We start from the raw sequence: 26,089 nt of genomic DNA on the forward strand, positions 1-26,089 counted from the left end.
ACGTCAGACCAGCTGACTCATGTCCCGAGGAAAATCGGGTTGGTGAACGCCGCCAACGCCCCGGGTACCGGACCCGCCGCCGTCTCGTGGCGCAACTCCGCGCGTACGTAGGCCGCGTACTGCGCCGTCGTGTTCCACTCCACCGTCCCGGAACCCGAGACCGGCAAGGGGGCGCTCGTGAAGAGGACGCCCTGGTCGGTGACGAAGCGGACCGTGCAGCGGGGGACACCGGTGGCCTCCAGGCGGACGGTGACCGGGGTGTCGGGGGCGACCCGCAGACGTTCGCCGATGCCCGCGTGCTGGCCCTTCGCACCGGCTGCCGAAAACGTCAGGGACACCAGCTTCGACTCCGCCACGTACGAGCGGCCCGCGCGCAGGCCCTCCTGGATGGCCTCGCGGGTCAGGTCGTCGGCGAGGACGACCGTCTGCGGGGTGCCGACCGGGTCGGGGTCGCGATGGGCGTCGCTGTTGCCCATCGCCGGGAGCCAGGAGCGGTCGGCGTCGCCCGAACGGACGGCCGCCACCAGCGTGTTGTCCCAGTCGGCGAGGGTCACCTCGTCGTCGGGGGTGTACGGGCCGTTCCACACCTCCACCGCGTCCGCCTCGCCGAAGCCGAACTTCCAGCCGCAGCCGACGCAGGTGGCGTGCGGGTGGGCGGGGACGACGAGGCCGCCCGCGCGGCGTATCTGGCGGGCGAAACGGCCGAAACGGTTGTCACGGGCCCGGTAGCGCCAGTCGACGAACGTGCCGGGGTCCGTACCGAGGGCCACCACGTGACCGTTGCGGGTCGTGACCTCCTCGCCCAGCATGATCAGCAGGTCGTCCCCCGCCTGGTCCGCCCAGTGGGGGTGCGAGCTGTGCGTGTTGTGGTCCGAGGTGTTGATGAAGTCCAGGCCCGCGGCGCGCGCCAGCGCGGCGATCTCCGCGGGGGTGCGGCGGCCGTCCGAGTACCAGGAGTGGAGATGGCAGTCACCCCGGTACCAGGCGCGGCCCCGGCCCTTCGCACGGGACGGCGGGTACGCCGGGACCGGGGTGGCGTCCTGCTCCCCGTACGTCAGCGTGATCGTGATCTCGTACGGCAGGCCCTGCGGCGCCACCGTGTAGGGGCCGAGCGCGATGTGCCAGGTGCCGGGGCGGATCCGGCCGGGGACGTAGCCCGGCGTCGCGTCGTCCGCGCGGACGAAGAACTCGGTGCGCGCGCCGCCCGACCAGCCCCGGAAGCCCTCGCCGCCCAGTGCCGTGCCGCGCTCGTCGAAGAGGCCGATGTCGAGCGCGTTGCCCGCGGTGCCGGCCGGGACGGACGGCTTGTCGTAGGTGTACGCGACGTGGATCTCCCGTACCCCGCGCGGGACCTCCACCGGGAGGTACACGAAGTCCGGTGAACCGGTGGGCAGGGTGCCGGACACCGTACGGGTCTCGGTACGGTCGGTCGCGTCGGAGCCGCTCGCGAAGGTCACGCTTCCCAACGTAAGGGCGGCTGCCGCCCCCGTCACGAACAGCGCGCGTCTGCCGATGCCGTCGAAGCTTTCGATGCCGTGCTCGTCCTCGCACATGCTGCTGCTCCCAGGGTGTCGTGAGAGTGACATGGGTGGTGCACGTTGGCACGTACAACCCTGGTAGTCGGCTGTGAACTGCGGGGCAAGAGAAGGAAATCGACAGCTTTCGGGGAGGCGGCGCGCCTGCCGGGGCCCGGCCCGCGCGGGGCGCCAGTGGCACCCTGTAACGATCTGTGGCCCCGGAGGAATACGGGCACGCCCTGTAACGCCTGATCACCGCGATCGTATGCTCGAAGGATGACGACCACCGCGACCTCCGGAACCGGCCCGACCGAGAACTCCATGCGTCGCGCGCTCAAACGCGCCCGTGACGGCGTCGCCCTCGACATGGCCGAGGCCGCGGTGCTGCTCCAGGCGCGCGGCGAGGCCCTCGACGACCTCGCCTCGTCCGCCGCCCGGGTGCGGGACGCGGGCCTGGAAGCGGCCGGCCGGCCCGGCGTCATCACGTACTCCAAGAGCGTCTTCATCCCCCTCACCCGCCTCTGCCGCGACAAGTGCCACTACTGCACCTTCGTCACCGTGCCGGGCAAGCTGCGCCGCGCCGGGCACGGGATGTTCATGTCGCCGGACGAGGTCCTCGACGTCGCCCGGCGCGGCGCGGAACTCGGCTGCAAGGAAGCCCTCATCACGCTGGGCGACAAGCCCGAGGACCGCTGGCCCGAGGCCCGGGAGTGGCTGGACGCGCACGGGTACGACGACACGATCGCGTACGTCCGTGCCATCTCCATCCGGATCCTGGAGGAGACGGGACTGCTGCCCCACCTCAACCCGGGGGTGATGTCCTGGACCGACTTCCAGCGGCTCAAGCCCGTCGCGCCGAGCATGGGCATGATGCTGGAGACGACGGCGACGCGGCTGTGGAGCGAGCCCGGCGGTCCGCACCACGGCTCTCCGGACAAGGAGCCCGCCGTACGGCTGCGGGTCCTGGAGGACGCGGGGCGGTCGTCCGTCCCGTTCACCAGCGGGCTGCTGATCGGGATCGGGGAGACGTACGAGGAGCGCGCCGACTCGCTGTTCGCGCTGCGGCGCGTGGCCCGGTCGTACCACGGCATCCAGGAACTGATCATCCAGAACTTCCGCGCCAAGCCGGACACGGCGATGCGCGGGATGCCGGACGCCGAACTGGACGAACTGGTCGCCACGGTGGCCGTCGCCCGGCACATCATGGGACCGGCCGCCTGCCTCCAGGCCCCGCCGAACCTGGTGGACAGTGAGTACGGGCGGCTGATCGGCGCGGGCATCGACGACTGGGGCGGGGTCTCGCCGCTCACCATCGACCACGTCAACCCCGAGCGGCCCTGGCCGCAGATCGAGCAGCTGGCCGAGCAGTCGCGCGCCGTCGGCTTCGAACTGCGCGAGCGGCTGTGTGTGTACCCCGAGTTCGTGCAGCGCGGGGAGCCCTGGCTCGACCCGCGGCTGCTGCCGCACGTACGGGCGCTGGCCGACCCGGAGACGGGGCTCGCCCGCGAGGACGCCGTCGTCGAGGGGCACCCCTGGCAGGAGCCGGAGGAGGCCTTCACGGCGTCGGGGCGCACCGATCTGCACCGCACCATCGACACGGAGGGGCGCACCGGCGACCGCCGGGACGACTTCGACCTCGTGTACGGCGACTGGGAGGCGCTGCGGGAGGCGGCGGCGCCCGGGATGCTGCCCTCCCGCATCGACACCGACGTGAGGGCGGCCCTCGCGACCGCCGCCGACGACCCGACGAAGCTCACCGACGACGAGGCGCTCGCGCTGCTGCACGCGGACGGTCCGGCGCTCGACGCCCTCTGCCGGATCGCGGACGACGTGCGCAGGTCCGCCGTCGGTGACGACGTCACGTACATCGTCACCCGGAACATCAACTTCACCAACGTCTGCTACACCGGCTGCCGTTTCTGCGCCTTCGCCCAGCGCCGCACGGACGCCGACGCGTACACGCTGTCGCTGGACCAGGTGGCCGACCGCGCCCAGCAGGCCTGGGAGCTCGGGGCCGTCGAGGTCTGCATGCAGGGCGGCATCCACCCGGACCTCCCGGGCAGCGCCTACTTCGACATCGCGAAGGCGGTGAAGGAGCGCGTCCCCGGCATGCACGTGCACGCCTTCTCCCCGATGGAGGTCGTCAACGGCGCGACGCGTACGGGGATGTCCATCCGCGAGTGGCTGACCGCCGCGAAGGAGGCGGGCCTCGACACCATCCCCGGCACGGCGGCCGAGATCCTCGACGACGAGGTCCGCTGGGTCCTGACGAAGGGCAAGCTGCCCACGGCGACCTGGATCGACGTCGTCACGACCGCGCACGAGCTCGGCATCCGCTCCTCGTCCACGATGATGTACGGGCATGTGGACCAGCCCCGCCACTGGCTCGGCCACTTCCGCACGCTCTCTCGCATCCAGCAGCAGACCGGCGGTTTCACCGAGTTCGTCACGCTCCCGTTCATCCACACCAACGCGCCGGTGTACCTGGCGGGCATCTCCCGCCCGGGCCCGACCACCCGCGACAACCGCGCGGTGGTGGCCATGGCCCGCCTCCTGCTCCACCCGCACATCCCCAACATCCAGACCAGCTGGGTGAAGCTGGGCACCGAGGGCGCGGCGGAGATGCTCCGCTCCGGCGCCAACGACCTCGGCGGCACGCTGATGGAGGAGACCATCTCCCGGATGGCCGGCTCCTCGTACGGCTCGTACAAGTCCGTCAAGGACCTCATCGCCGTCGCGGAGGCGGCCGGGCGTCCGGCGAGGCCGCGGACGACCCTGTACGGGGAGGTCTCCGAGGAGCGGCAGCGGGCGGCGGAGGCGTCGGACGGGCACCTGCCGGAGCTGCTGCCGGTCCTGGAGTGACGGCCGAACCGTGCGGTGGCCCCGGGCGCGTCGGAGTACGATGATCCGACCCTCGGTGGAGGGCCCAGAAGCCCGGTGAATCCGAGGAGTTGCGTGTCCGTGCCCGCCCGACGGCTTCCCTCCTGGATCTGGGTCACCGGACTGACCACGGCGGCGATCGTGGCCGTCACCGCTCTCGCCGCGCAGGCCGACCAGGGGGCACACCCGACCGCCGCCCACGCCGCCGGGGCGAAACCCTCCGCGTCGGCGAGCCCGCGGCCCTCCGCCTCGGCCAAGAAGAACGAGCCGGTCGCCGTGCCCGACGGCTCGGGCACCGGACGGCGGATCGTCTACTCGCTCGCCCAGCGGCGCGTGTGGCTGGTCGACACCGGCGAGGCCGTCCGCCGCACCTTCGCGGTGTGGCCGGGCACGGTGAGCCCGGCGCCCGGCCGGTACGCGGTGTCGACCACCGTCCCCTCCACCACGGGAACGGACGGCACGAAGGTCGAGAACATCGTCTACTTCACCGTCGCGTCCGGCGTGAACATCGCGTTCTCCAACGCCCAGGACGGTTCCTCGCCACAGCCCGCGGCGGGCGTGAAGACCGGCGGGATCCGGATGCACAGCGCGGACGGGGACGCGGTCTGGGCCTTCGGCACCAAGGGTACGAAGGTCACCGTGACGAAGTAGCGGCCAGGGCGATGGAGGGGGCGGACGGATGGGGCGTGCGCGGCCGTCGATGCAGGACCTGATCCAACAGCGCAGACGGCACGGGTTCGTCGGCCGCGGTGCCGAACGCGCCGCGTTCCGGCAGAACCTCGACCTCCCGCCGGAGGACGAGCGGCACCGTTTCCTCTTCCACGTCCACGGCAACGCGGGCGTCGGAAAGACCTTTCTCGTACGGGAGCTGGAGCAGGTCGCCCGGGCCCGCGGGGCGCTGACGGCGTACGTCGACGACGGCATCGGCAGCCTGCCCGAGGCGATGGCGGCGATCAGCGCGCGGTTCGCCCGGCAGGGGCACCGGTTCAAGGACCTCGACCGCCTGCTGGCCACCCACCGGGAGCGGAGCCACGAGGCCGAGTCGGCAGCGGCGGCGGCAGCTCAGACCTCTGAACTCCAGCCGTCGCCACCGTCGGCCGCGAGTCTGACCGCCGCCCGGGCGAGTCTGGTCGGGCTCGGTCTCGTACCCGGTGTCGGTGCCTTCGCCGGTGCCGTCGACCCGGCCCAACTCGCCCACGGGGCCGACCGGTTGAGGGACGGAATCGGGGCCCGCCTGCGCAGCCGACAGGACGCGCAACTCGTCCTGTCGCCCGAGCGGGTGCTCACCCCCGTGCTGCTCGACGAGCTGGCCGGGGTCGCCACCGAAGCCCCCTGGCTCGTCCTGATCTTCGACACGTACGAGCGGACCGCGCCCCTGCTCGACGGCTGGCTGCACGACGTGATGACGAGCGACCGGCACGGCGCCCTGCCCGCGAACGTCGTGGTCGTGACGGCGGGGCAGCGCCCCCTCGACACCGCCCGCTGGGGCGGCCTCGCCGACTTCGTGGCGGACGTGCCGCTGGCGCCCTTCACGGCGGCCGAGACACGCGGCCTGCTCGCCGACAAGGGAGTCGTGGCCGAACCCGTCGTCGAGGAGGTGCTGCGGCTGACCGGCGGACTGCCCGTCCTCGTCTCCACCCTCGCCGAGTCCCGGCCCGGTGCCCCGGACGACATCGGCGACCCGAGCGCCACGGCCGTCGAACGCTTCCTCAAATGGGAACAGGACCCCGTCCGCCGCGCCGCCGCCCTCGCCTGCGCCCTGCCCCGCCGACTCGACGCGGACGTCTTCCGCGCCGCCGTGGACTGCCCGGAGACCGAGGCCGACGCCCTCTTCGGCTGGCTCCGCGGACTCCCCTTCGTCACCGAGCGCGGACACCGGATCCAGTACCACGACGTCGTACGGGCCCCGATGCTGCGCCTGCAGCGGCTGCGCTCCCCGCACGGCTGGGCGGGGCGGCACACCCGGCTCGCGGAGACGTTCGGGCGCTGGCGCACGGAGGCCGAAGCCGGCCTGGACGGGGCCGAGGTGTGGGCGGACGGCGGCGGGCGTGACCTACGGCTCGCGGAGTCCTACCACCGGCTGTGCGCGAACCCCCGCACCGCGCTGCCCCTCGTGCTGCGGGACTTCGTGGACGCCTGCGACGGCGTCGACGGCGTCGTCTTCGCCGAACGCTGGGCACGGGTTCTGGCCGAGGCGGGCGAGGACACGGACACGGAGCTCGTACGGACCTGGGGGCGCGACCTGCTGGCGGCGCTCGCGGACGGCGGAGTGGCCGCCGCGCTGGGGCTGCTGCTGAACCGGACCGGGTTCGAGGAGCGCTGGCAGGCCCGGGCCCGGGTGGCCCGGGGACGGGCCCTGCGGCACGCCGGCGCGTACGCGCCCGCGCTCGCGGAGTTCGACCGGGCCCTCGCGCTCGATCCGGAACTGGCGCGGGCGTACCGCGGCAGGGGCTTCAGCCACGGCGGCCTCGGCGACCACGAGGCGGGCCTCGCCGATCTGGACCGGGCCGACGCGCTCGAGCCGGACCACGCCCCGACCGTCTCCGTACGCGGCGAGTACCACCGCATCCTCGGCCACTACGACACGGCGCTCGAAGACCTGGACCGCGGGATCGCGCTCGACCCCTCCCACCACTTCGCCTGGGCCTCCCGGGGAGCCGTCCGCCAGCTGCTGGGGCAACCGGACGAAGCCCTCGCGGACCTCGACCGCGCGCTGGAACTCAAACCGGAGTACCCCTGGGCGCTGATCCGCCGGGCCCGCGTGTGGCGGACCCGCGGCGAGTACGGGCGCCAACTGGCCGACCTCGACGAGGCGGTCCGCCTGTACCCCGACGGGATCTGGGGCCTGTGCGAACGCGGAGACGCCCTGCGCGCCGCAGGCCGCCCGGCGCAGGCCCTCGCCGACTACGACCGGGCCCTCGCCCTCGACGACGGCTACGCCTCGGCGTACGCGAGCCGAGGCGCCTGCCGGGGCGCGCTGGGCCGTCCCGAGGACGCGCTCGCCGACCTCGACCGGGCCCTCGCCCTGCGGCCGGACTACCCCTGGGCGCTGCGCCAACGTGCCGAGCTCCACCTCGAACGCGAATCCCACGACCGCGCCCTGGCCGACCTCGACCGGGCGCGCGCCCTGCGCCCCGACGAGGTGCCGATCCTCGTCTGCCGCGTTCAGGCCCTGCTCGGGCTCGGACGGTTCGAGGAGGCACGCACGGACCTCGACCGAGCCCTCGAACTGAGTTCCGACACCGAGCGGGCCCGTCTCGCCCCGCTCGGGGAGCGGATCGCCGCGGAGAACACGGCCGAACGCCGTTCATAAGCGAGCACTTGGGTCACTCGGGTCACAGTTCGCATACCGATCCGTGCCCTGAACGGACCGTTCCCGGTCGATTACAGTGCTGAGCTGTCGGACGTACGGACAGTGCCTGGGGAGGTCTCGGTGGGTGCGACAGCCGGTGCCGTCTGGGGCCGCGCGGAGCAGCAGGACTTCCGTAGCCGGGTACGCGGGACCCTGCTGGGCGCGGCCGTCGGGGACGCCCTCGGGGCGCCGGTCGACGGGCTCACCCTGGAGGGGATCCGGGAGGCCCACGGCGCGGAGGGACTGGTCGACCTCGCCTTCGGGCACGGCCGGCGCGGCTCCGTCACCCATCTCACCCAGCTGACCCTCTTCTCCCTCGACGGTCTGATACGCGCCCAGGTGCGCCGTGACACCGGCGCCTGGCATCCGCCCACCGACCTCCACCGGGCGTACCGCCGCTGGGCGGCCACCCAGAGCGACTGGGGCCCCGACGAGCGCCGCAAGGACGACGGCTGGCTGGCCCGCGAGGAGTGGCTGTACGCCCGCCGGGACCCGGCCCGCGCCTGCCTGATCGGCTTCGGCGACGACATCATGGGCACGCTGGATGCGCCCAAGAACCCCGGCGAGCTCGGTCCCGAGGCCGCCGCACGCTCGGCGCCCTTCGGGCTGCTCGTCGGCTGGGAGCCGCAGCTCGTGATGCAGCTCGCCGTCGAGTGCGCCGCGCAGACGCACGGGCACCCCACGGCGTACCTCGCGGCGGGCGCGTACGCCGTCATCGTGCACGCGCTGGCCCGCGGCGAGAGCCTCGACGGGGCCGTGCAGCGGGCGCTCGCGATCCTTGCGGCGCGGCCGGGGCAGCAGCCCGTCGCGGACGCGCTCCAGCATGCGCTGGGGGCCGTGCGGCAGGGGATGCCGACGCCGGGGCGGGTGGAGGAACTCGCCGCGGACGGTACGGCGGAGGGGTTGCTCGCGGTCGCCGTGTACTGCGCGCTGGTGGGGGAGGACATCAGGCACGGCCTGTGCCTCGCGGTGAACCAGAGTGGGCCCTCCGGGGTGGCCGGCGCCCTCACCGGGGGGCTGCTCGGGGCCCTGCACGGCGAGACGGCCCTCCCGCCCGCCTGGCTGGCCGAGCTGGAGGGCCGTCCCACGATGCTGGCCCTGGCCGACGACTTCGCTATGGAGATGACCCAGGGCCCGGCCCTGCACGGCCCAGGAGGCTCAGCCCCGGGCTGGCTGGCCCGCTACCCCCGGGCATGAAGCGTCCTTCGCCCCCGCCGCCCCTACCCGTTCCCGTCCCCTGGGGGCTGCGCCCCCAGACCCCGCCAAAAGACCGCGCAGTTCCCCGCGCCCCTGAGGCCTGGTGGGGGCGGGAGGGTGCGGGGCGAAGCCCCGCCCGAGGGGCGCGGGGAACTGCGCGACCAGCCCCCGCCGGTCCGCAGCCGAATGACGGCCCCGCTCGAGAACCCCGTCGGCCGGCAGCCGTACGACTACCGGCCGACGGAGGTTCTCAGACGCCGGACGGGCTGGCGGTGCCGGCCCCGTCCGCGGCTTCCGCCGGGGCCGGAACCACCGCGGCAGCGGCCCCGTCGTCATCCGTGTTGATCTTCTCGATGATCGCGTCCCGCTCCGGCGTGTCCTCGGGCTTCAGGAAGCCGATGAGGATGTACAGGACGAGGGATATGACCATCGGGACGGAGACCTGGTACTCCAGCTTCACATCGGTGCGCTGGGAGAAGTCCAGGTTGTAGTTGACGAAGAAGAACGCGAGCAGACCACAGGCCCAGCTGGTGAGCGCCGCCGTCGGGCCGGACTTACGGAACGGTCGCAGCAGACCCAGGATGAACGGGATCGCGATCGGCCCCATGAGCCCCGCCACCCACTTGATGACGACCGTGATGATGTCCTTGAAGGTGGGGGAGTTGACCTGCGTCGCCACCGCCATCGAGAACCCGAGGAAGGCGACGGTCGTGATCCGCCCCGCGATGAGGCCGGTCCGGGTGTCCCAGGCACGCGCTGCCTTGGAGAGAACCGGGGCCACGTCCCGGGTGAACACCGCGGCGATCGCGTTCGCGTCCGACGAGCACATGGCCATCGTGTGCGAGAAGAAGCCGACCACGACCAGACCCAGCAGCCCGTGGGGGAGAAGCTGTTCGGTCATCAGACCGTACGCGTCCGAGCCGTCCGGCTTCTTCGCCGTGACGAGGAGCGGCGACAGCCACATCGGGATGAACAGGATCACCGGCCACACGAACCAGAGCCCGGCGGACAGGAAGGCGGACTTCGTGGCCTGCTTGGCGCTGCCCGTCGCCATGTAGCGCTGGGCCTGGTTCCACATCCCGCCGTTGTACTCGAACAGCTTGATGAACAGGTACGCGATGAAGAACACCGTCAGATACGGGCCCGCGAATCCGTTCGCGTGACCGTGCAGCTTCGGCGAGTCGAGAGCCTTGGACAGGCCACCCTGGTCGGAGATCTTGTTCAGCACGATGATCAGCATCGAGAGCCCCGCCAGCAACTGGATCACGAACTGACCCAGTTCCGTCAGCGCGTCCGCCCACAGACCGCCGATCGTGCAGTACACGGCCGTGATGCCACCGGTGATGAGGATGCCCTGGGTGAGGGTGACCCCGGTGAAGACGCTCAGCAGGGTCGCGATCGCCGCCCACTTCGCACCGACGTCCACGATCTTCAGCAGGATGCCCGACCAGGCGAGCGCCTGCTGCGTCGGCACGTTGTAGCGATCCTTGAGGTATTCGAGCGGTGAGGCCACGTGCAACCGGGAGCGCAGCCGGTTGAGCCGGGGCGCGAACAGTTTCGCGCCGAGCAGCACGCCGATGGCGATGGGCAGCGCCCAGGTGACGTACGAGGTGATGCCGTACGTGTACGCGATACCGGCGTACCCGGTGAACATCACCGCGCTGTAGCCCGACATGTGGTGCGAGATGCCGGACAGCCACCAGGGCATCTTGCCGCCCGCGGTGAAGAAGTCGCTGACGTCGTCCACACGCTTGTGGGACCAGACACCGATCGCGGTCATGACGCCGAAGTACGCGACCAGGACGGCCCAGTCGAAGCCGTTCATGTGCCCCCTCCAGGGGTCCGCCTTGTGAACCTGTAGATACCGGACGGCACTTCGCCAGTACGTACATGGGCGGCGCCCCCGTGCGGGAGCGGGGACTTTGGGGATTGAACCGCCGTTCGGAGGGGGCGGTCAAGACCTTTCCCGGTCACAGATATGAACACAGATCAGAAAGCAGAACGATTTTGCCTCCACTTTACCCGTACGGCTGTTGTCGTGCTCGTGACGTGGACCACACCATGAGCGGGCACTTCGTCAGACCACACAGGCAGGTTCACACCGACAAGTCGATCAGGCGTACGGGATGCGGGTCCCGCACGGCTGGGAGGGGACAGCCGACTCGAATCCACCACCGGTTCCGCTAGCGCATGAGTTCGCCGGCGTTCACGAGCAGCGACTGCCCCGTGATCGCCCGTGCCCGGTCGGACGCCAGGAACACCGCGGCGTCCGCCACATCCCCGTCCGTGGCCAGTTCGGGCAGCGCCATCCGCTCGGTGAGCCGCTGCAGGACGTCCGCCTCCGGCACGCCCTCGGTGTGCGCCGTGAACTGGACGTACGCCTCGACGGGCGGCCCCCACATCCACCCCGGCAGCACGGTGTTCACGCGGACGCGATGGGGGCCCAGCTCCCTCGCCAGCGAGTACATCGCGCTCGTCAGCGCGCCCTTGGACGCCGCGTACGCCGCCTGCCGCACCTGGCTCGGCGCGGCCACCGACGACTGCGTCCCGATGATGACGACCGAGCCGCCGCACACCTTCAGTGCGGGCAGACAGGCCCGGGTCATCCGCAGGGTGCCGAGCAGGTTCACGTCGATGACCGACTGCCAGGTGGTGAAATCCGCGTCCTCCAGGCCGCCGAAGTAGCTGTCCCAGGCCGCCACGTGCACGACCGCGTCGATCCGCCCGAACCGCTCCGCCGCGAGCTCCGCGAGCGCCTCGCACTGCTTCTCGTCCGTGATGTCCGTGGCCCGGTAGGCCGTGTGCGCGCCGTCCGGGTCGAGCTCGGCCGCGGACGAGGCGAGATTGGCCTCCGTGCGCGCCCCCAGTACCGCGTTGCCCCCGTCCCGCACGACGGCCGCCGCGACCTGATGGCCGAGCCCGGCCCCGACCCCCGAGACGACGACCGTCTTCCCCACGAGCAGTGACATCGGAAGCCTCCCCAGCTCTGGCGCATTGTCTGACGGGGCGTCAGAGTATGGGCGTCCGGCGGAGGAAGGAAGAGCGAGGAAGGGGATCGTCATGTCGGAGGAGACCCGTAGCGAGGTGTACGCGGAACTGGCCGCCCTCGGCCCGTACGGCGTCCACCCGGGCCACGCCCTGATCACCATGGTCGAGCCGCACCCGGGCCACGAGTACGCGTACAACCGCTGGTACGAGGACGATCACTACTACGCCGGCGCGATGGCCATGCCCTGGATGTACGCGGGCCGCCGCTGGGTCGCCACCCGCGACCTCCAACTCCTGCGGTACCCCGAGAAGTCGGCGGTCGCCCAGCCGGTCACCGCCGGCTGCTACCTCTCCACGTACTGGGTCACCGAGGGCCGCTACGACGACCACATGAGGTGGACCGTCGGCATCAACAAACGGCTGAATCGCGACGGCCGTGTGTACCAGGACCGGACACACGTCTTCACGGCCTTCCAGGACCACGCGGCCACGGTGTACCGCGACGGCGCCGCCGGCCCCCGCGACTTCCACGCCCTGGACCACCCCTACGCGGGCCTCGTCCTCCAGGTCGTCGACGCCGACTCCGCCGACCGGCGCGCGGAACTGCTGGAGTGGCTGCGCGCCCGCCACCTCCCCCGGCGCCTGGCGGGCTCCCCGGCCGCGATGGTGACCGTCTTCCGCCCCACCCCGCTCCCCGGCGACCGTATGACGTACGTGAAGCAGGTCGAGGGCGTCGACACCCGGCTGACCCTCCTGTGGTTCCTGGAGACGGACCCGAGGGAGTGCTGGGAGGACCACTTCGGCGGACTGGAGGAGGCGGTGGCGGAAGGGGGCTTGGGGAAGGTGGAACTGGTGGCCCCGTTCATTCCGACGGTGCCGGGAACGGATCGCTACGTGGACACCTTGCGTTGAACAGGCGGCGCCCTACGGCGAGTGAGCCGAAGGGGCGCGCCTGTGTCGAGACGGCATGGGGGTCCCCCTGCTCGAACGAAGTTGAGAGCTTGGGGGAGCGCGGAGGCCCGACGAAGGAGGGTCGAGCACGATCGCCGTCTCGACACAGGCTTTTGCGCCCCGGAGGCGAACCGAGCCCCAAAAAAGGGGGATAGCCCCCTCGGCCAGGACGGCGGGCCAGTCGAGAGGGCTATTTCGGTGGTGCGTATGCGGTTGGTCGGTGCAGTTGTGGTGGTGGATGCAGGTGTCGACGCATCAGGCGAGGTCGAAAGCCCCCCGGCTGACCTCGGCCACGAAGGCGTTCCACGAGTCCGCGGGGAACGCCAGCGTGGGGCCCGCGGGCACCTTGGAGTCCCGTACGGCCATCGCCGCGAGAACCGGGGACTTGACCTCGACACATGCGCCGTTGCCGGTGGAGTAGGAGGACTTGGTCCACGTGTCCGTGGCGCCTTGCTGGATTGCCATGTTCTCTCCGGATAGCCAGTTGTTGAGAGTTGCTGTCACCGCGCTGCGGGTTCGCTACGGAACTCGCCGCGCGGTTTGCGCCAACGTTGTTGCTCGATGGCGTGATCGACGCTACTCGCCAACATCGGCGGGCGAAGTGACCGTTCACTCGTCCGAGTGGCATATTCCAATGGAGTCTTACGCCCCGGCGTGGTGAGGGTGTAGTGTCCGGCACTTTCCCGCCGGGGGCCTGTTCTCCGGGGTATACGTCAGCGCGCGTACTCCTTGGCGATGTCCGCGATGAACTGCCGCGACTGCTCCACGTTCAGGGCCTGTGCCCGCAGATGCTCGTACATCACGCTGTATTTCTGGACGTCGTTCGCCTTCTCCAGATACAGGTCGCTGGTGACGCCCTCGATGTAGACCACGCTGGAGTCCGCCGCGTCCGGGAACTCCAGGATCGCGTACTGCCCGTTGAGCCCCGGGTGCGCGCCCATGTCGAAGGGGATCACCTGCACGGTGACGTGCGGGAGCTGCGACTGTTCGACGAGGTGTTCCAGCTGGTCGCGCATGAGGGAGCGGTTGCCGACGACGCGGCGCAGGGCGGCCTCGTCGAGGACGGTCCACAGTCGGAGCGGGTTCTCCGGGGCGGAGATACGTTCCTGTCGACGCAGCCGAACCTGGACGCGCTTGTCGATGTCGCCGGAAGCGGTCTCCGGCAGCGCGCCCGCGATCAATGCCTCGGCGTACGGCCGGGTCTGCAGGAGACCGGGGACGACCTGGGGATCGTAGACGCGAAGTGACGCGGCGTCGGTTTCCAGCCCGATGTAGACGCTGTACGGGATGTCGCCGAAGGAGTGCCACCAGCCCTGCTGGCGCGAGTCCTTGGCCATCTGCATCAGGGAGTCGACGATCCGGTGGTCCTCGACCTCGTAGACCCCGCACAGATCGCGGACGTCACGCTGGCTGATACTGCGCCGTCCGTTCTCCAGCCGGCTGATCTTCGACTGCGAGACCAGCAGACGCTCGGCGACCTCTTCGGCCGTCATGCCCTTGAGCTCGCGGAGCCGGCGCAGCTCCTGGCCCAGCCGGCGCCGCCGGACGGTGGGATTGACACTTGACGCCACGGGACGTGCACCTCCGGCTGCGGGCCTCTACTTTGCGTATCTGCTGTTGAGCAGACTGCCACCAAGGTGAGTTCTACCGCTGGGAAACACCGGATATGCGCTGGGTACACGCCAGTTCGGAGAACTGGCGTGGATATCGCGCGGATCGCGTAAGCGTACGTCGCCTTCACTCGTACCGTCCGCATATGCGCGACACCCGCGAAATGCGGCCGCGCGGGGCGGTGGGGCCGTGTCGTCGTCCGGACGTACGGCCCCACCGCCCCGCGCGAGCCAGCGGCTCCCGAACCGGGTCTTGGGGACTGCGGTGCGGCGCTGGGGTCGTGCTGGCGGTGCTCTTTGTGGTGCGTGGCGGTGCTGTTGTGCGTGGTGGTGCGTACGGTGCCTGGTGGCGCCGTGGGACTGCGGCTCAGTGGACCACGGCGCGCGCCATGGAACCGTGGCGCGGCTGCATCGGAACACCGCGGGCGGGTTCCGGTGCGGACCTGACGCCGGCGGTGGCCGGACGGCCTGCCGGTGCCGGGTTGCGGCGTGGCTGTGCACCCACACCGTTCTGAACGTCCATGACCGCGTGGGCCACGAGGCCGCCCATGGGGTCATGCCTGATCAGGTCCCGTAGCCGGGAGCGGGACGAGCGTCCCTCGTTGCCCGGATACAGGTGCTTGCCGAGACCGACCGCATGGGCCAGCGCGGCGAGCGCCGCGGTCCGCGGGTCCGGCGGTACGCCGGTGCGGATCGCGCTGTCCAGCCGGGACCTGATCTCCCGGCTGATCTCCGTGTCCGTCGCTTGGTAGCGAGTCGTCGGAAGCACCCCGCACATCTGGCCGGCCACGGCATGGACCATGCCGCACCTCTCCAGATGCGAGAGGTAGGTCTGGCGAAGCCCCAGTCGGGGTCCGCCAATCCAGTTGACCGCGCGTACGGGTGCTCCGCGTCGGCGAAGCAGTTCCAACGCACAGTCCAGTGTTGGATCTCCAGTCGGCCGTGGCTGCACCACGGCGATACGATCCCCGTCTGGGGCTATCCGTCCGGCCAGCGCCAGCTCTACTAGCTGTGCTCCGGCCAGACCGAGGTCGAGCGACTGCGGCTGTGCAGTGGTACCCGTGGTCGGGTCCAACGCCAGCAGCAGAAGCTCTTCCGGAAGAGTTCTGCGGCTCCTGCCCATCCATGCCTCCCCGCGTGGATGAATGACAGGGTGACCCCTCTCACATTGGTCTGTCGAGAGTGCCTGACCGGTTCGTGATGGAACCAGCAGGTATGTCGTTCTCGTCTACCGCAGGGGTTAAGCCCGCACACAGGACACTGGTACATGGTTCGGACAGCGATGTCCGGGCGGCGGGTCAAGGGTTCACGGTTCGTTGGGCGCCCGGTGGGTGGCGCACGGAGGAGGCATCGGTGGCGGGCGAGTCCCCCGACAGGTCGAAGCAGCACGAGTCGTCGGCGTCGTCGGCAGAAGCGACGCCGGGGACCCCGGCCGCGGTTCCGGGCCCGAACCGGGCCGCCGCCGGGGCGGCGGCCGACCCTCGTCTGGCGGTGGCCCGCGAACGGGCCGCCACGGTGAGGGTGGATCAGGCGACGGCGGTGTTCTCGACGCGGGCGTTGGCGGAAGGTTCCGCCGGGTCCGGCGGGAAGGGTCCCGTGGAGGACGCGCGACTGCGCGAGGCCGTGGCCGCCTGGGTCGCTGGGGCGGACGAGAAGGCCCCTGAGGGGGAGTCCGAGGTTCCGGAAGCCTCCAAGGGCCCGGAGGGCCCCGACAAGGCCTCCAAGGGCGCGGAGGAGGCCGGTACGGCGGCGGAGGCCGCGACCGGGACCGGGGCTGAGGCTGAGACCGAGGCTGGGGCCGAGGCCGAGGCTGAGGGTGCGGCTGGGGCTGAGGCTGACGGGGAGTCGGCTTCGGGGTCCGGCGCCGACGCCGGCGCCGACATCGATGCCACCGCTGATGCCGACTCCGACTCTGACTCCGACGCGGACTCTGACGCCAAGTCCGAGTCCGAGTCCGAGGCTGAAGTTGAGGCCGAGGGAACGGCGGCGGATGACGCCGCCACCAACACCGATGCCGACACCGAGCCGAAGACGGACGCGAAGTCCACGTCGGACGCGGAGTCCGAGACGGCGCCCGAGCCCGAGACCGAGCCCGAGGACGCGAAGCCGGCGGAGACGAAGGACTCTCCGGAGGACGCGTCCGAAACATCTGAATCCTCGGAGAAGTCCCCGGAGAAGACTTCCGAGACCTCCGAGACCTCCGAGACCTCCGAGACCTCCGAGACCTCCGAAGGTCCCGAAGATTCCGCGAGCCCCGAAGCCCCCTCGGACGTCGAGGACTCCAAGGACGCGGCGGCGCAGAAGGACTCCAAGGACACCCCGCCCGCCGACGGTTCGACGTCCGCCGACGACTCGCCGTCCGCGAAGGACGCCCCGGACACCGACGACGCGCCCGAGGCTCCCGTCGACCAGCCCACCGCCATCTTCAAGGCGCCGAAGCGCCCGGCGGTGGACCAGCCCACCACCATGCTCAAGCTGGGCGGTGCCAAGCCGGCCACCGACAAGCCCGCCGACCAGCCGAAGGCCGAGCAGTCCAAGGCCGACGAGTCCAAGGCGGACCGGCCGAAGCCCGAGTCCCCGTCCGAGCGCACCAGCAAATTCGTAGCCCTCAAGCCCCTCGACGAACCCGTGTCGAGGGTGAAGCCGAAGGCCACCGCGACCCCGTCCGTTCCCGCCGCCTCCTCGTCCACCAGGGTGGCCCCCGCCGACGCCACAGCCGCCCTCCCGCAGGTCGGCCCCGAGCGCACCACGCAGCAGCCGCTGCCGCCGAAGCCGCCGCTGGACCTGCTGGCCGAGCTGACGAACACGCCGCCGCCCCCGCAGACCCCGGTGCGGACGCTGGCGCGCCGGGTGAAGATCTGGACGCCGCTGGTCCTGCTGCTCGCGGTGGTCTTTGCGGTCGCACAGTCGCTCCGGCCGCTGCCGACCCCGACACTCGACCTCACCGCCGAGTCCAGCTACACCTTCGGCGGCGGTGATGCCTCCATCCCGTGGCCGTCCTCCGGTCAGGGCGCGCTCGACGTCCAGGGCATCGGTTCGTTCGGCACGTCCGGCGCGCAGAAGGCGGCGCCGATCGCGAGCGTCGCCAAGGTGATGACGGCGTACCTGATCCTGCGCGACCACCCGATCAAGTCCGGCGACGGCGCGAAGATCGAGGTGGACCAGAAGGCTCAGGACCAGTCGGACGCAGGCGACGAGTCGACGGTCAACGTGCACGCGGGCGACACCATCACGCAGAAGGAGGCCCTGGAGGGCGTCCTGATCGCGTCGGCGAACAACGTGGCCCGGCTGCTGGCCCGCTGGGACGCCGGTTCCGAGTCGGCCTTCGTCGCCAAGATGAACGCCGCCGCCAAGGACCTCGGGATGACGAACACGACGTACACCGACCCGTCCGGCCTCCAGAAGACGACCGTCAGCACGGCCGCGGACCAGGTGAAGCTGGCCAAGGCCGCGATGAAGGAAGCCTCCTTCCGCGAGGTCGCCCGGATGATGGAGTACACCGACTACAAGGGCACCAAGCACAGCAACTGGAACCACCTCGTCGGCTCGAACAACGTCATCGGCATCAAGACCGGCACCACCACCGCGGCCGGCGGCAACCTCGTCTTCGCGGCGACCAAGGAGATCGGCGGCGAGGTGCGGACCATCGTCGGCGCGGTGATCAGCCAGGGCCCCGGCGGCAATGACAACACCATCCTCGGCGGCGCCCTGGCCGCGGGCGACAAGCTGATCCGCGCCGCGCAGGCCTCGCTGAAGTCCGCGACGATCCTGAAGAAGGGCGATGTCGTCGGTTACGTCGACGACGGGCTCGGCGGCCGTACGCCGGTCGTGATCACCAAGGACGTCACGGCGGTCGGCTGGGCCGGACTCAAGGTCAAGCTGTCCTTCGTCTCCTCGGAGCTGCCGCACTCCGCGAAGGCCGGCACCAAGGTGGGTTCGCTCACCGTGGGTGACGGTGGCAGCAGCAGTGCCGTGCAGGTTCCCGTCGAGCTCCAGAAGGACCTCGCCGAGCCGGGCTTCGGCGCCAAGCTGACCCGCGTGAGCTGAGCGGCCGTACACAGTGGGCTGAGTGGATGTACGCAGGAAGGTACGGGCGTACGGGTACGGGTACGGGCGTACGAGTGGGACGCGCTTCCGGCAGGGGGCGTATCCCCCGTACGCCGGAAGCGTCCCGAACGCCGTGTGAACGCGCCGTGAGCCCGCCGTGAGCGCGGCACGAACGCACCGCACCCCGTCGGGGCGCCCCACCCGGGAGCTCCCCGGCGGGGCTGCGTGCTAGCGTCGCGAGATCGGGGCAGGTCGCGGGCCGCGGGTCCCGGGCCGAACACGAGAAAACGGGACACGGGAGCCTTGCAGTGGCGACAGCGGAGCCGACACACGCCGACGACGCCGATCCTGGCCCTGGCCCTGGCCCTGGCCCTGGCCCTGGACCAGGTCCTGAACCGGATTGCGGGCCGGGCTCGCGAATACGGCTGCCCGCACGCGCCACCGACGACGCCGCTGACGGCGACCTCACGGACGACGAGCCGCGGGAGCCCGTGACGCGGGAGCCCGTGACACCGGAATCCAAGACACCGGAATCCAAGACACCGGAATCCAAGACGTCGGAATCCAAGACGTCGGAATCCGAGCCGTCGGAGTCCAAGCCGTCGGAGTCCAAGCCGTCGGAGTCCAAGCCGTCGGAGTCCAAGACCTCGGAGTCCGAGGCGCAGGGCCGACGTACTCGCCTCAAGGCCTTCGCCCGGCGCCACCCCGTCGCCTTCGTCACCGTCGTGGCGGGCCTCCTGCACGTGGTCTGGTTCTTCACCTTCGCGAACAGCGGCGGAGACCTCGCGGCGCAGGACGCGTGGGCGGAGTTCGTCGGACGGCACCCGGACTCGGCGTACAACCTCGCCTGGTACGGCGGTATGCACCCGGTGTCGTACAGCGTGGTGTCGCCGTATCTGATGTCGGTCCTCGGCGTCCGCACGACGATGATGATCGCCGGGACGATCTCGGCGGGTCTGCTGACGATGATCCTCATCCGCAGCCGTGCGATACGACAGCCGCTGACGCCCGCCTTCGCGGGTGTCTTCGCGCTCATCTGCAACGCGATCTCGGGGCGGGTGACGTACGGCCTCGGCATGGTCTTCGGGCTCGCCGCGGCCGCCGTGGTCTTCTGCTGGCCGTACCGCTGGCGCTACAAGCGCTGGGCGAAGGCCCTGTGCGCGGCGCCGCTCGCCGCGCTGGCGACGGCCGCGTCGCCGGTGGCCGGACTGTTCGTGGGCCTGGTCGCGGCGGCCCTCTTCCTCCAGAAGCGCCGCCCCGGCGCGTACGCGCTCGGCATCGCGCCGACCATCGTCGTCGCGCTCTCGGCCTGGCTGTTCCCCTTCTCCGGCACCCAGCCGATGTCCTTCGGCTCGGCCTCGCTGCCGCTGATCTCCGCCGGGCTGGTCTTCGCGCTCGTTCCCAAGGAGTGGAAGACGGTCCGGATCACGGCGGCGGTGTACGGCCTCGCCGTGCTCCTCGTGTGGCTGATCAGCTCGCAGATCGGCTCGAACATCACCCGCCTTGCGATGCTGCTCGAGGGCGTCGTGCTGCTCGCCGCGCTCCCCTTCACCGTGCCGAAGTCACGCAAGTGGTACGTGACCGTCCTGGCCTTCACCGGATTCGTCGGGTGGATCGGCTTCAAGTCGGTCGACGACATCATCCATACGACACCGGCGGCGTCCTGGGCCCGCGAGCTCGCTCCGCTGGTGAACCAGCTCCAGGTCGTCGGTGCCGAGAAGGGCCGCGTGGAGGTGGTCCCCGCCCGCTCCCACCGCGAGGCGTCCGCGCTCGCTCCGTACGTGAACCTCGCCCGCGGCTGGAACCGCCAGGCCGACATGGAGCGCAACCCGCTCTTCTACGACGACACCCTCAACTCCGCGAACTACCACGAGTGGCTGCAGCGCTGGGCCGTCCACTACGTGGTGCTGCCCAAGGGCGAACCGGACGGGGACGGCGGCGAACGCGAGCGTCAGCTGGTCCAGCGCGGCATGCCCTACCTCCGCCAGATCTGGGGCGACGCGAACTGGCAGCTCTTCTCGGTCACGGATCCCACGCCGCTGGCCGATCCGCCGGCCGTCGTCGACCGGGCGGAGCAGGGTGAGCTGACCATCGAGGTGAAGAAGGCGGGCCGCGTTCTCATCCGCATTCCGTACTCGCCGTGGCTCGGGCTCGTCGACGCCAAGGGCAAGAGCGTGAAGGCTCCGCAGGAGACGCAGAAGTCCAAGCACCGTGCGGAGGGTACGCCGAAGACGTACGACAACCTCAACGGCTGCCTCATGGAAACCGCGGAGAACGCCTCCGGCGACAAGTGGACCGAACTCCTGGCCCCGGCCCCCGGCACCTACCGCCTGGCGGCCCCCTACCAACTCCCCCGGGGAACCCCGTGCCCCGAGGAACTGCGCTGACCTGACGGATGCGCCGGAGGCTCTCCGGCTGCGGCCCGGTGGGGGTTGCTCGCGCAGTTCCCCGCGCCCCCAAGGGTGGGGGCTGCGCCCCACATCCTTCGCCCGCCGGAGGTTCTTCGGCCGCGGGCCGGTGGGGGCGGGCCGCGCAGTTCCCCGCGCCCCTTAGGAGCGCTGGCGCGCATCTTTCAGCCCGTCCGGCGTTTGAGGACGAGGCCGTTCAGGCCGATGGGGGGGCCTGGGGGCGGAGCCCCCGGGGATGGGACGGGTAGGGGCGGCGGGGGCGAGAACCCTCCGGTGCTCGCCCCGCCCCCGCCCGCGTCTCACCTCACCGCACCGGAAACGCCACGTCACACACCGCGTCCTCCGGCCCCGCCGCATCCCAGTCCGCGAAGTAGACCTCCCGGCAGGGACCGTCGTACGACAGCCCCCGCTCCCCGATCCACGCCTCGACCGCCTCGAACGCGGCGATGATCTGCGGATGAGCCACCTGCGCCTTGGTGATCCGCGCGTACGCGAGCCGTCGCGCCGGCTCCACCCGCACCCCGATCCCCGCCCCCGCTTCTCGGCCCACGCCCGCGCAGCCTCCTCGTCGGCGACCGGCACGCACGACTCGGCGGGCCCGTCACTCTCCATGCTGACCTCGGCGTAGTAGACGACGAAGGGCGAGCCGGTCGTCCCGCCGCACTCCCGCGCCCCGTCCTCCAGCCGCGCCAGCGAGGCCGGAATCCAGACCGGCAGCTCATCCGCCAGCGTGTGCCGCTTCTCCGTCAGCACCACCCGCTCCGGCACATCCACCGTCTCGACCACGAACTTCCCGTACATCTCGGTACTCCTCCCGGACAGCCGTCCACGGAGGTACTCGGCGAGCGTCCGCTGCGAAGCGAACCGGACCTCGGCATCCGCCCAGTACGTGGCGAGGAGCACGGCGCCCTGCGCCGCCCCGGCCTCCACCACCTCGGCGATCCGCGCGAGCGGCATGTCGAGCTGCCGCAGCAGCGCGACCAGCCGGGCGCGCTCGACCTGGTCGGCGCGGTAGTAGCGGTATCCGCTGACCTCGTCGACATGGGCCGGAGCGAGCAGTCCGAGCCGGTCGTACAGCCGAAGCGCCTTCGGCGAGAGCCGCGCGCGGGCGGCGAACGCGCCGATCGTGAGCAGTTCCAGTCGCACGAGCCCATCCTCCGTCACCGGGCGCCTTCCGCCCGGTGACAAAGGACGCTGCTCCCTGCCCCAGGGGCAAGGTCAACCAACGGCTCTCAAGAGCGGAACCCGGAGTTACGCGAGCGCCTTCTCGACCGCCGCGACGACCTCCGCCGACTCCGGCTCGGTCTGCGGCGAGAACCGCGCCACCACGTCTCCACCCAGCCCGATCAGGAACTTCTCGAAGTTCCAGCGGATGTCACCGGTGTGGCCCTCGCCGTCGGCGGTGTTCACAAGACGCTCGTACAGCTCGTGCCGCGCGTCCCCGTTGACCTCGACCTTCTCGGTCATCGGGAAGGTGACGCCGTAGGTCGCGGAGCAGAACTCGGCGATCTCCTCGGAGGTGCCGGGCTCCTGGCCCATGAACTGGTTGCAGGGCACACCGAGCACGGTGAAGCCCTGCCCCGCGTACCGCTCGTGCAGCCGCTCCAGGCCCGCGTACTGAGGGGTCAGCCCGCACTTGGAGGCCACGTTCACGATGAGCACGGTCTTGCCGCGGTACTGCCCGAGGTCCGCGGTGCCGCCCTGGAGGGAGTCGATCTGGACGTCGAGCACAGAACTGCTTGAACTGTCAGTAGTCATAAACGGATGCTAACTCCGCTTGATGTCGCCCCGGCCGCCGCCCGTCCTCCGCCCCGCGTCCGCCCGGCGTCCGCCCGGCCACGTCCCCGTCCGCTCGGTAAGGTCGCGAACGTGACCACAGCGAACACGATCAAGGGCATCTACGAGGTACTCGACGACCGCTTCGTCACCGGCCGCTGCACGAACGGCGACGGCAGGCTGGAGGTCCTCCACGACGGCTCCCGCTGGGCCGAGGGCCCGCTGTACGTGCCCGCCTGGCGCCAGCTGATCTGGAGCGACATCCCCAACGACCGCATCCTGCGCTGGGACGAGCCCACCGGCACGGTCGGCGTCCTGCGCACCCCCGTGGGCAACACCAACGGCAACACCCTGGACCGCGAGGGCCGCCTGATCAGCTGCGAGCAGGGCAATCGTCGGGTGACCCGGACGGAGCACGACGGATCGATCACCGTCCTCGCCGACCGCTACGACGGCAAGCGGCTCAACAGCCCGAACGACGCGGTCGTACGGTCGGACGGTTCGGTCTGGTTCTCGGACCCGGACTTCGGGATCCTGAGCGACTACGAGGGCCACCGGGCCGAGTCGGAGATCGGCGCGTGCCACGTCTACCGCCTCGACCCGGGGACCGGCGAGGTGCGGCTCGCCGCGGACGGCTTCGACGGGCCCAACGGCGTCGTCTTCTCCCCCGACGAACGGCAGCTGTACGTCTCCGACTCCCGCGCCGCCCGCATCCGCGTCTTCGACGTCCGCGACGACGGCACCCTCACGGACGGGAAGGTGTTCGCGGAAGCAAAGAAGGGTGTTCACTTCGACAACATCCGCTTCGACGACGAGGGCAGGCTGTGGGCGGCCGCCCTGGATGACGGGGTGCACTGCTACGACCCCGACGGCACCCTGATCGGCCGGCTCCTGGTCCCCGAGAGGGTCTCCAACCTCACCTTCGGCGGCCCCAAGAACAACCGCCTCTTCATCACGGCGTCCACGTCCTTGTACTCGCTGATGATGTCGGTGACCGGCGCCCCGCGCATCCAGCGGCACCGGTAGTCCGGGAACCGGGAAACCGCTGACCCGGGGCACCCGCTCCTGCCGGCCTACTCCCGCTGGGCCTTCACGAGTACCTCCCCGGCGGGCGTACGGGAGTACAGCACCGACCGCCCGGCCCGCCCCCTGCGTACCAGCCGGGCGTCCAGCAGCACCTTCAGATGGCGTCCGACCGAGCCGAGACCCTGCCCGGTCAGGGCCACCAACTGGGTCGTGCTCATGGGGGAGTCGAGGAGGACGAGGACCCCGGCGCGGGCGGGTCCGAGCAGCGCGCCCAGGCTCTCCGGCACGGCCTCGGGACCGGTGCCGGCGAGCACGCCCGAGCAGGGGTAGACGACGGCGTACCGGTCCGGCTCCTCCCATGCCACCCAGCCGTGCCGCTGCGGGGTGACCGGTACGAACACCAGCTCGGCGCCGGAGATCTCGCGGGGCGGGTACTCGTGGAGATTGACCTGCAGCCGGTTGTCGCCGAGCCAGCGCGTGCCTGGCCGCAGCGCGTCGAGGGCCGCCGCCCAGCCGCCCTGGCTCAACTGCGCGGTCCGGGCGACGACATCGGCCTCCAGGACGCGCCGCCGCCGGTCCCAGTAGGGGCGTACGGCCTCGGTCCAGACGTGGGTGAGCAGGTCGGCGGCGCGCTCCGGGAGGTCGTCGCGGTGCAGGGCGGCGGGCAGTGGCCTTGCAAGGGAGACGGCGAGATGGGCCCGCGCGTCCACGGCCGACGCCTCCCGCACCCGGGCGACCTCCTCCTCGAAGTCGGCCTCGCCGCGCGGCGTCGGGGTCAGGAAGTCGGCGATCCAGTTCCGCCCGAGCCCGGACCGTATGAGCAGCGCGGTGACGGGATCACCGGCCAGCCGCCTCTTGTACGCGGGCAGATGGGCGTCGAGCCAGGCCCGCTCCCCGGGGTGCGCGGCCGTCCCCGCGTGCAACAGCTTGACGGCGGCGAAGGTCTCGGCGAGCGGCGAGAGCACGAAACGGGTGCGGGCGAGGGTGTCGGCGTTGATCTGCCACCAGCCCATCCGCACCTCCCGCCGCTTCTCTCCCGCCGGCCATGACCCGGCGTGGTTTCGCTTCTCCGCGAAACAATAACGACCACGCCGGGCGCCGTCCGAGACTCCCGGCATGCGCAGCTACTCCGACCTTTTCCGCACCCGGGAGTTCACCCCTCTCTTCCTGTCCTCCGCGCTCAACTCGGCGGCCTCGACGATCGCCGGCCTGGCCGTCGGGACGCTGGTGTACAGGGCGACGGACTCGCCGCTGCTGTCGGCGGTGAGCATGTTCGGGCCGCAGCTCGCCCAGGTGATCGGCGCGACCACCCTGCTGTCGGCGGCGGACCGGCTGGCGCCGCGCGCCACGATGACGGGCATCGCCCTGTCCTTCGCCGTAGGTACGGCGGTGATGGCGACGCCGGGCCTTCCGGTCTGGGGGCTGTTCCTCCTGATCTCCGTCCTCGGTCTGGTCTCGTCCCTCGGCGGCGGTGTCCGCTGGGGTCTGCTGAACGAGATCCTGTCCAAGGACGGCTATCTGCTCGGCCGTTCGGTCTTCAACATGGCGAACGGCCTCACGCAGATCACGGGTTACGCGACGGGTGGCGTCCTGGTGGCGGTGCTCTCGCCGAGGATCACGCTGGCGGGCGCGGCGGCCCTGTATCTCGCGGCGGCCCTGATCACCCGCTTCGGTATGACCCGCCGGGCGCCGAGGGCCACCGGCCGCCCCTCGATCGCGCAGACCTGGCGTACCAACGCGCTGCTGTGGTCCTCGCGCCCGCGCCGGACGACGTACCTGCTCCTGTGGATCCCGAACGGTCTGATCGTCGGCTGCGAGTCCCTGTACGTGTCGTACGCCCCGGACCGGGCGGGTCTGCTCTTCGCCTTCGCGGCGTTCGGCATGTTCGTGGGCGATGTGACGACGGGCCGTTTCATCCCGCCCGCGGTCCGCGGGCGCCTGGGCATCCCGTTCCTGCTGCTCCTGGCGACGCCCTATCTGCTGTTCGCGCTGCGGCCGGGGGTGGCGGTGGCGGCGGGCGCGGTCGCCCTCGCCTCGGTCGGCTTCGGGGCGAGTCTGATCCAGCAGGAACGCCTGATGGCCCTGACCCCGGACGAGCTGAGCGGGCACGCCCTGGGGCTGCACTCCTCCGGCATGCTCACGATGCAGGGGGTGAGCGCGGCGCTGGCGGGGTCGGTCGCCCAACTCACCTCGCTCGCAACGGCGATGACGGTGATGGCGATCGCATCGCTCGCCGCGACGCTGCTGATTTCGGGCCCCCGCCAACGCCCGGAAGTGTCCACACCACAACAGAAGCAACCAGAAGTGAACGCCCTCTGAACGCCGAAAAGTTGTACG

17 protein-coding genes and 1 pseudogene are annotated in these 26,089 nt (G+C 71.1%); 9 read left to right on the forward strand and 9 right to left on the reverse strand.

Translation table 11 applies throughout. The annotated features are described in order from the left end of the window. Nucleotides 1-17: 17 nt before the first annotated feature. A complete protein-coding gene (locus AQJ27_RS23640) occupies nt 18-1,553 on the reverse strand; it encodes a CehA/McbA family metallohydrolase (RefSeq protein ID WP_067372166.1) in 1,536 nt (511 codons plus the stop codon). Between the two features lie 240 nt (nt 1,554-1,793). Between AQJ27_RS23640 and AQJ27_RS23645 the strand changes: the two genes are divergently transcribed. The 4 genes from AQJ27_RS23645 to AQJ27_RS23660 all read left to right on the forward strand — a co-directional run bounded on the left by AQJ27_RS23645 (nt 1,794) and on the right by AQJ27_RS23660 (nt 8,946). Beyond that, a complete protein-coding gene (locus AQJ27_RS23645; protein ID WP_067372178.1) occupies nt 1,794-4,379 on the forward strand; it encodes a bifunctional FO biosynthesis protein CofGH in 2,586 nt (861 codons plus the stop codon). Between the two features lie 93 nt (nt 4,380-4,472). Then, on the forward strand, nt 4,473-5,048 hold the full coding sequence (locus AQJ27_RS23650) for a L,D-transpeptidase (RefSeq protein ID WP_067372181.1): 576 nt from the start codon (nt 4,473-4,475) through the stop codon (nt 5,046-5,048). Between the two features lie 28 nt (nt 5,049-5,076). Next, nucleotides 5,077-7,710: a tetratricopeptide repeat protein gene (locus AQJ27_RS23655; RefSeq protein WP_067372184.1), complete on the forward strand. Its 2,634-nt coding sequence runs from the start codon at nt 5,077-5,079 to the stop codon at nt 7,708-7,710. A 120-nt stretch (nt 7,711-7,830) separates the two neighbouring features. Next, nucleotides 7,831-8,946: an ADP-ribosylglycohydrolase family protein gene (locus AQJ27_RS23660; protein WP_067372187.1), complete on the forward strand. Its 1,116-nt coding sequence runs from the start codon at nt 7,831-7,833 to the stop codon at nt 8,944-8,946. Between the two features lie 250 nt (nt 8,947-9,196). On the opposite strand, the gene AQJ27_RS23665 is transcribed toward AQJ27_RS23660, so the two are convergent. Both AQJ27_RS23665 and AQJ27_RS23670 read right to left on the reverse strand, forming a co-directional pair. Continuing rightward, nucleotides 9,197-10,771 (reverse strand): sodium:solute symporter family protein, encoded by a 1,575-nt coding sequence (locus AQJ27_RS23665; RefSeq protein WP_067372193.1) that lies wholly within the window; start codon nt 10,769-10,771, stop codon nt 9,197-9,199. A 358-nt stretch (nt 10,772-11,129) separates the two neighbouring features. Then, entirely contained in the window at nt 11,130-11,915 is a 786-nt protein-coding gene (locus AQJ27_RS23670) for an SDR family oxidoreductase (protein WP_067372203.1), read from the reverse strand. Nucleotides 11,916-12,006: 91 nt separating this feature from the next. On the opposite strand from AQJ27_RS23670, the gene AQJ27_RS23675 reads away from it, so the two are divergent. Beyond that, nucleotides 12,007-12,846: a hypothetical protein gene (locus tag AQJ27_RS23675; protein ID WP_054234377.1), complete on the forward strand. Its 840-nt coding sequence runs from the start codon at nt 12,007-12,009 to the stop codon at nt 12,844-12,846. Between the two features lie 294 nt (nt 12,847-13,140). Here AQJ27_RS23675 and AQJ27_RS23680 read toward each other — a convergent pair whose 3' ends face one another. The 3 genes from AQJ27_RS23680 to AQJ27_RS23690 form a co-directional block, all read right to left on the reverse strand. Beyond that, the gene (locus AQJ27_RS23680) at nt 13,141-13,350 is read right to left on the reverse strand and encodes a DUF397 domain-containing protein (RefSeq protein WP_067372206.1); all 210 of its coding nucleotides are present in this window, start codon (nt 13,348-13,350) and stop codon (nt 13,141-13,143) included. A gap of 248 nt (nt 13,351-13,598) precedes the next feature. Then, entirely contained in the window at nt 13,599-14,456 is an 858-nt protein-coding gene (locus tag AQJ27_RS23685) for a helix-turn-helix domain-containing protein (protein WP_067372209.1), read from the reverse strand. Between the two features lie 406 nt (nt 14,457-14,862). Continuing rightward, nucleotides 14,863-15,618: a GOLPH3/VPS74 family protein gene (locus AQJ27_RS23690; RefSeq protein WP_067372212.1), complete on the reverse strand. Its 756-nt coding sequence runs from the start codon at nt 15,616-15,618 to the stop codon at nt 14,863-14,865. 230 nt (nt 15,619-15,848) lie between these two features. Between AQJ27_RS23690 and AQJ27_RS23695 the strand changes: the two genes are divergently transcribed. Both AQJ27_RS23695 and AQJ27_RS23700 read left to right on the forward strand, forming a co-directional pair. After that, on the forward strand, nt 15,849-18,542 hold the full coding sequence (locus tag AQJ27_RS23695) for a D-alanyl-D-alanine carboxypeptidase (RefSeq protein WP_067372215.1): 2,694 nt from the start codon (nt 15,849-15,851) through the stop codon (nt 18,540-18,542). Nucleotides 18,543-18,850: 308 nt separating this feature from the next. Next, nucleotides 18,851-20,929, forward strand: a complete 2,079-nt coding sequence (locus tag AQJ27_RS23700; RefSeq protein WP_067372218.1) for a hypothetical protein — start codon at nt 18,851-18,853, stop codon at nt 20,927-20,929. 325 nt (nt 20,930-21,254) lie between these two features. Here AQJ27_RS23700 and AQJ27_RS23705 read toward each other — a convergent pair. After that, nucleotides 21,255-22,114 (reverse strand): annotated as a pseudogene (locus tag AQJ27_RS23705) (MerR family transcriptional regulator). A gap of 87 nt (nt 22,115-22,201) precedes the next feature. Beyond that, nucleotides 22,202-22,708, reverse strand: coding sequence for a glutathione peroxidase (locus AQJ27_RS23710; protein ID WP_067372221.1), 507 nt, complete (start codon nt 22,706-22,708; stop codon nt 22,202-22,204). A 111-nt stretch (nt 22,709-22,819) separates the two neighbouring features. On the opposite strand from AQJ27_RS23710, the gene AQJ27_RS23715 reads away from it, so the two are divergent. Next, a complete protein-coding gene (locus tag AQJ27_RS23715) occupies nt 22,820-23,752 on the forward strand; it encodes an SMP-30/gluconolactonase/LRE family protein (protein ID WP_235613638.1) in 933 nt (310 codons plus the stop codon). A 47-nt stretch (nt 23,753-23,799) separates the two neighbouring features. Here the strand turns inward: AQJ27_RS23715 and AQJ27_RS23720 are convergent, their stop codons facing one another. Next, nucleotides 23,800-24,765 (reverse strand): ArsR/SmtB family transcription factor, encoded by a 966-nt coding sequence (locus AQJ27_RS23720; protein ID WP_067372223.1) that lies wholly within the window; start codon nt 24,763-24,765, stop codon nt 23,800-23,802. Between the two features lie 103 nt (nt 24,766-24,868). On the opposite strand from AQJ27_RS23720, the gene AQJ27_RS23725 reads away from it, so the two are divergent. Beyond that, nucleotides 24,869-26,071, forward strand: coding sequence for an MFS transporter (locus tag AQJ27_RS23725; RefSeq protein WP_067372226.1), 1,203 nt, complete (start codon nt 24,869-24,871; stop codon nt 26,069-26,071). Nucleotides 26,072-26,089: the final 18 nt, after the last annotated feature.

The sequence above is a fragment of the Streptomyces olivochromogenes genome, assembly GCF_001514115.1.
GTDB classification, from domain to species: Bacteria; Actinomycetota; Actinomycetes; order Streptomycetales; family Streptomycetaceae; genus Streptomyces; species Streptomyces olivochromogenes.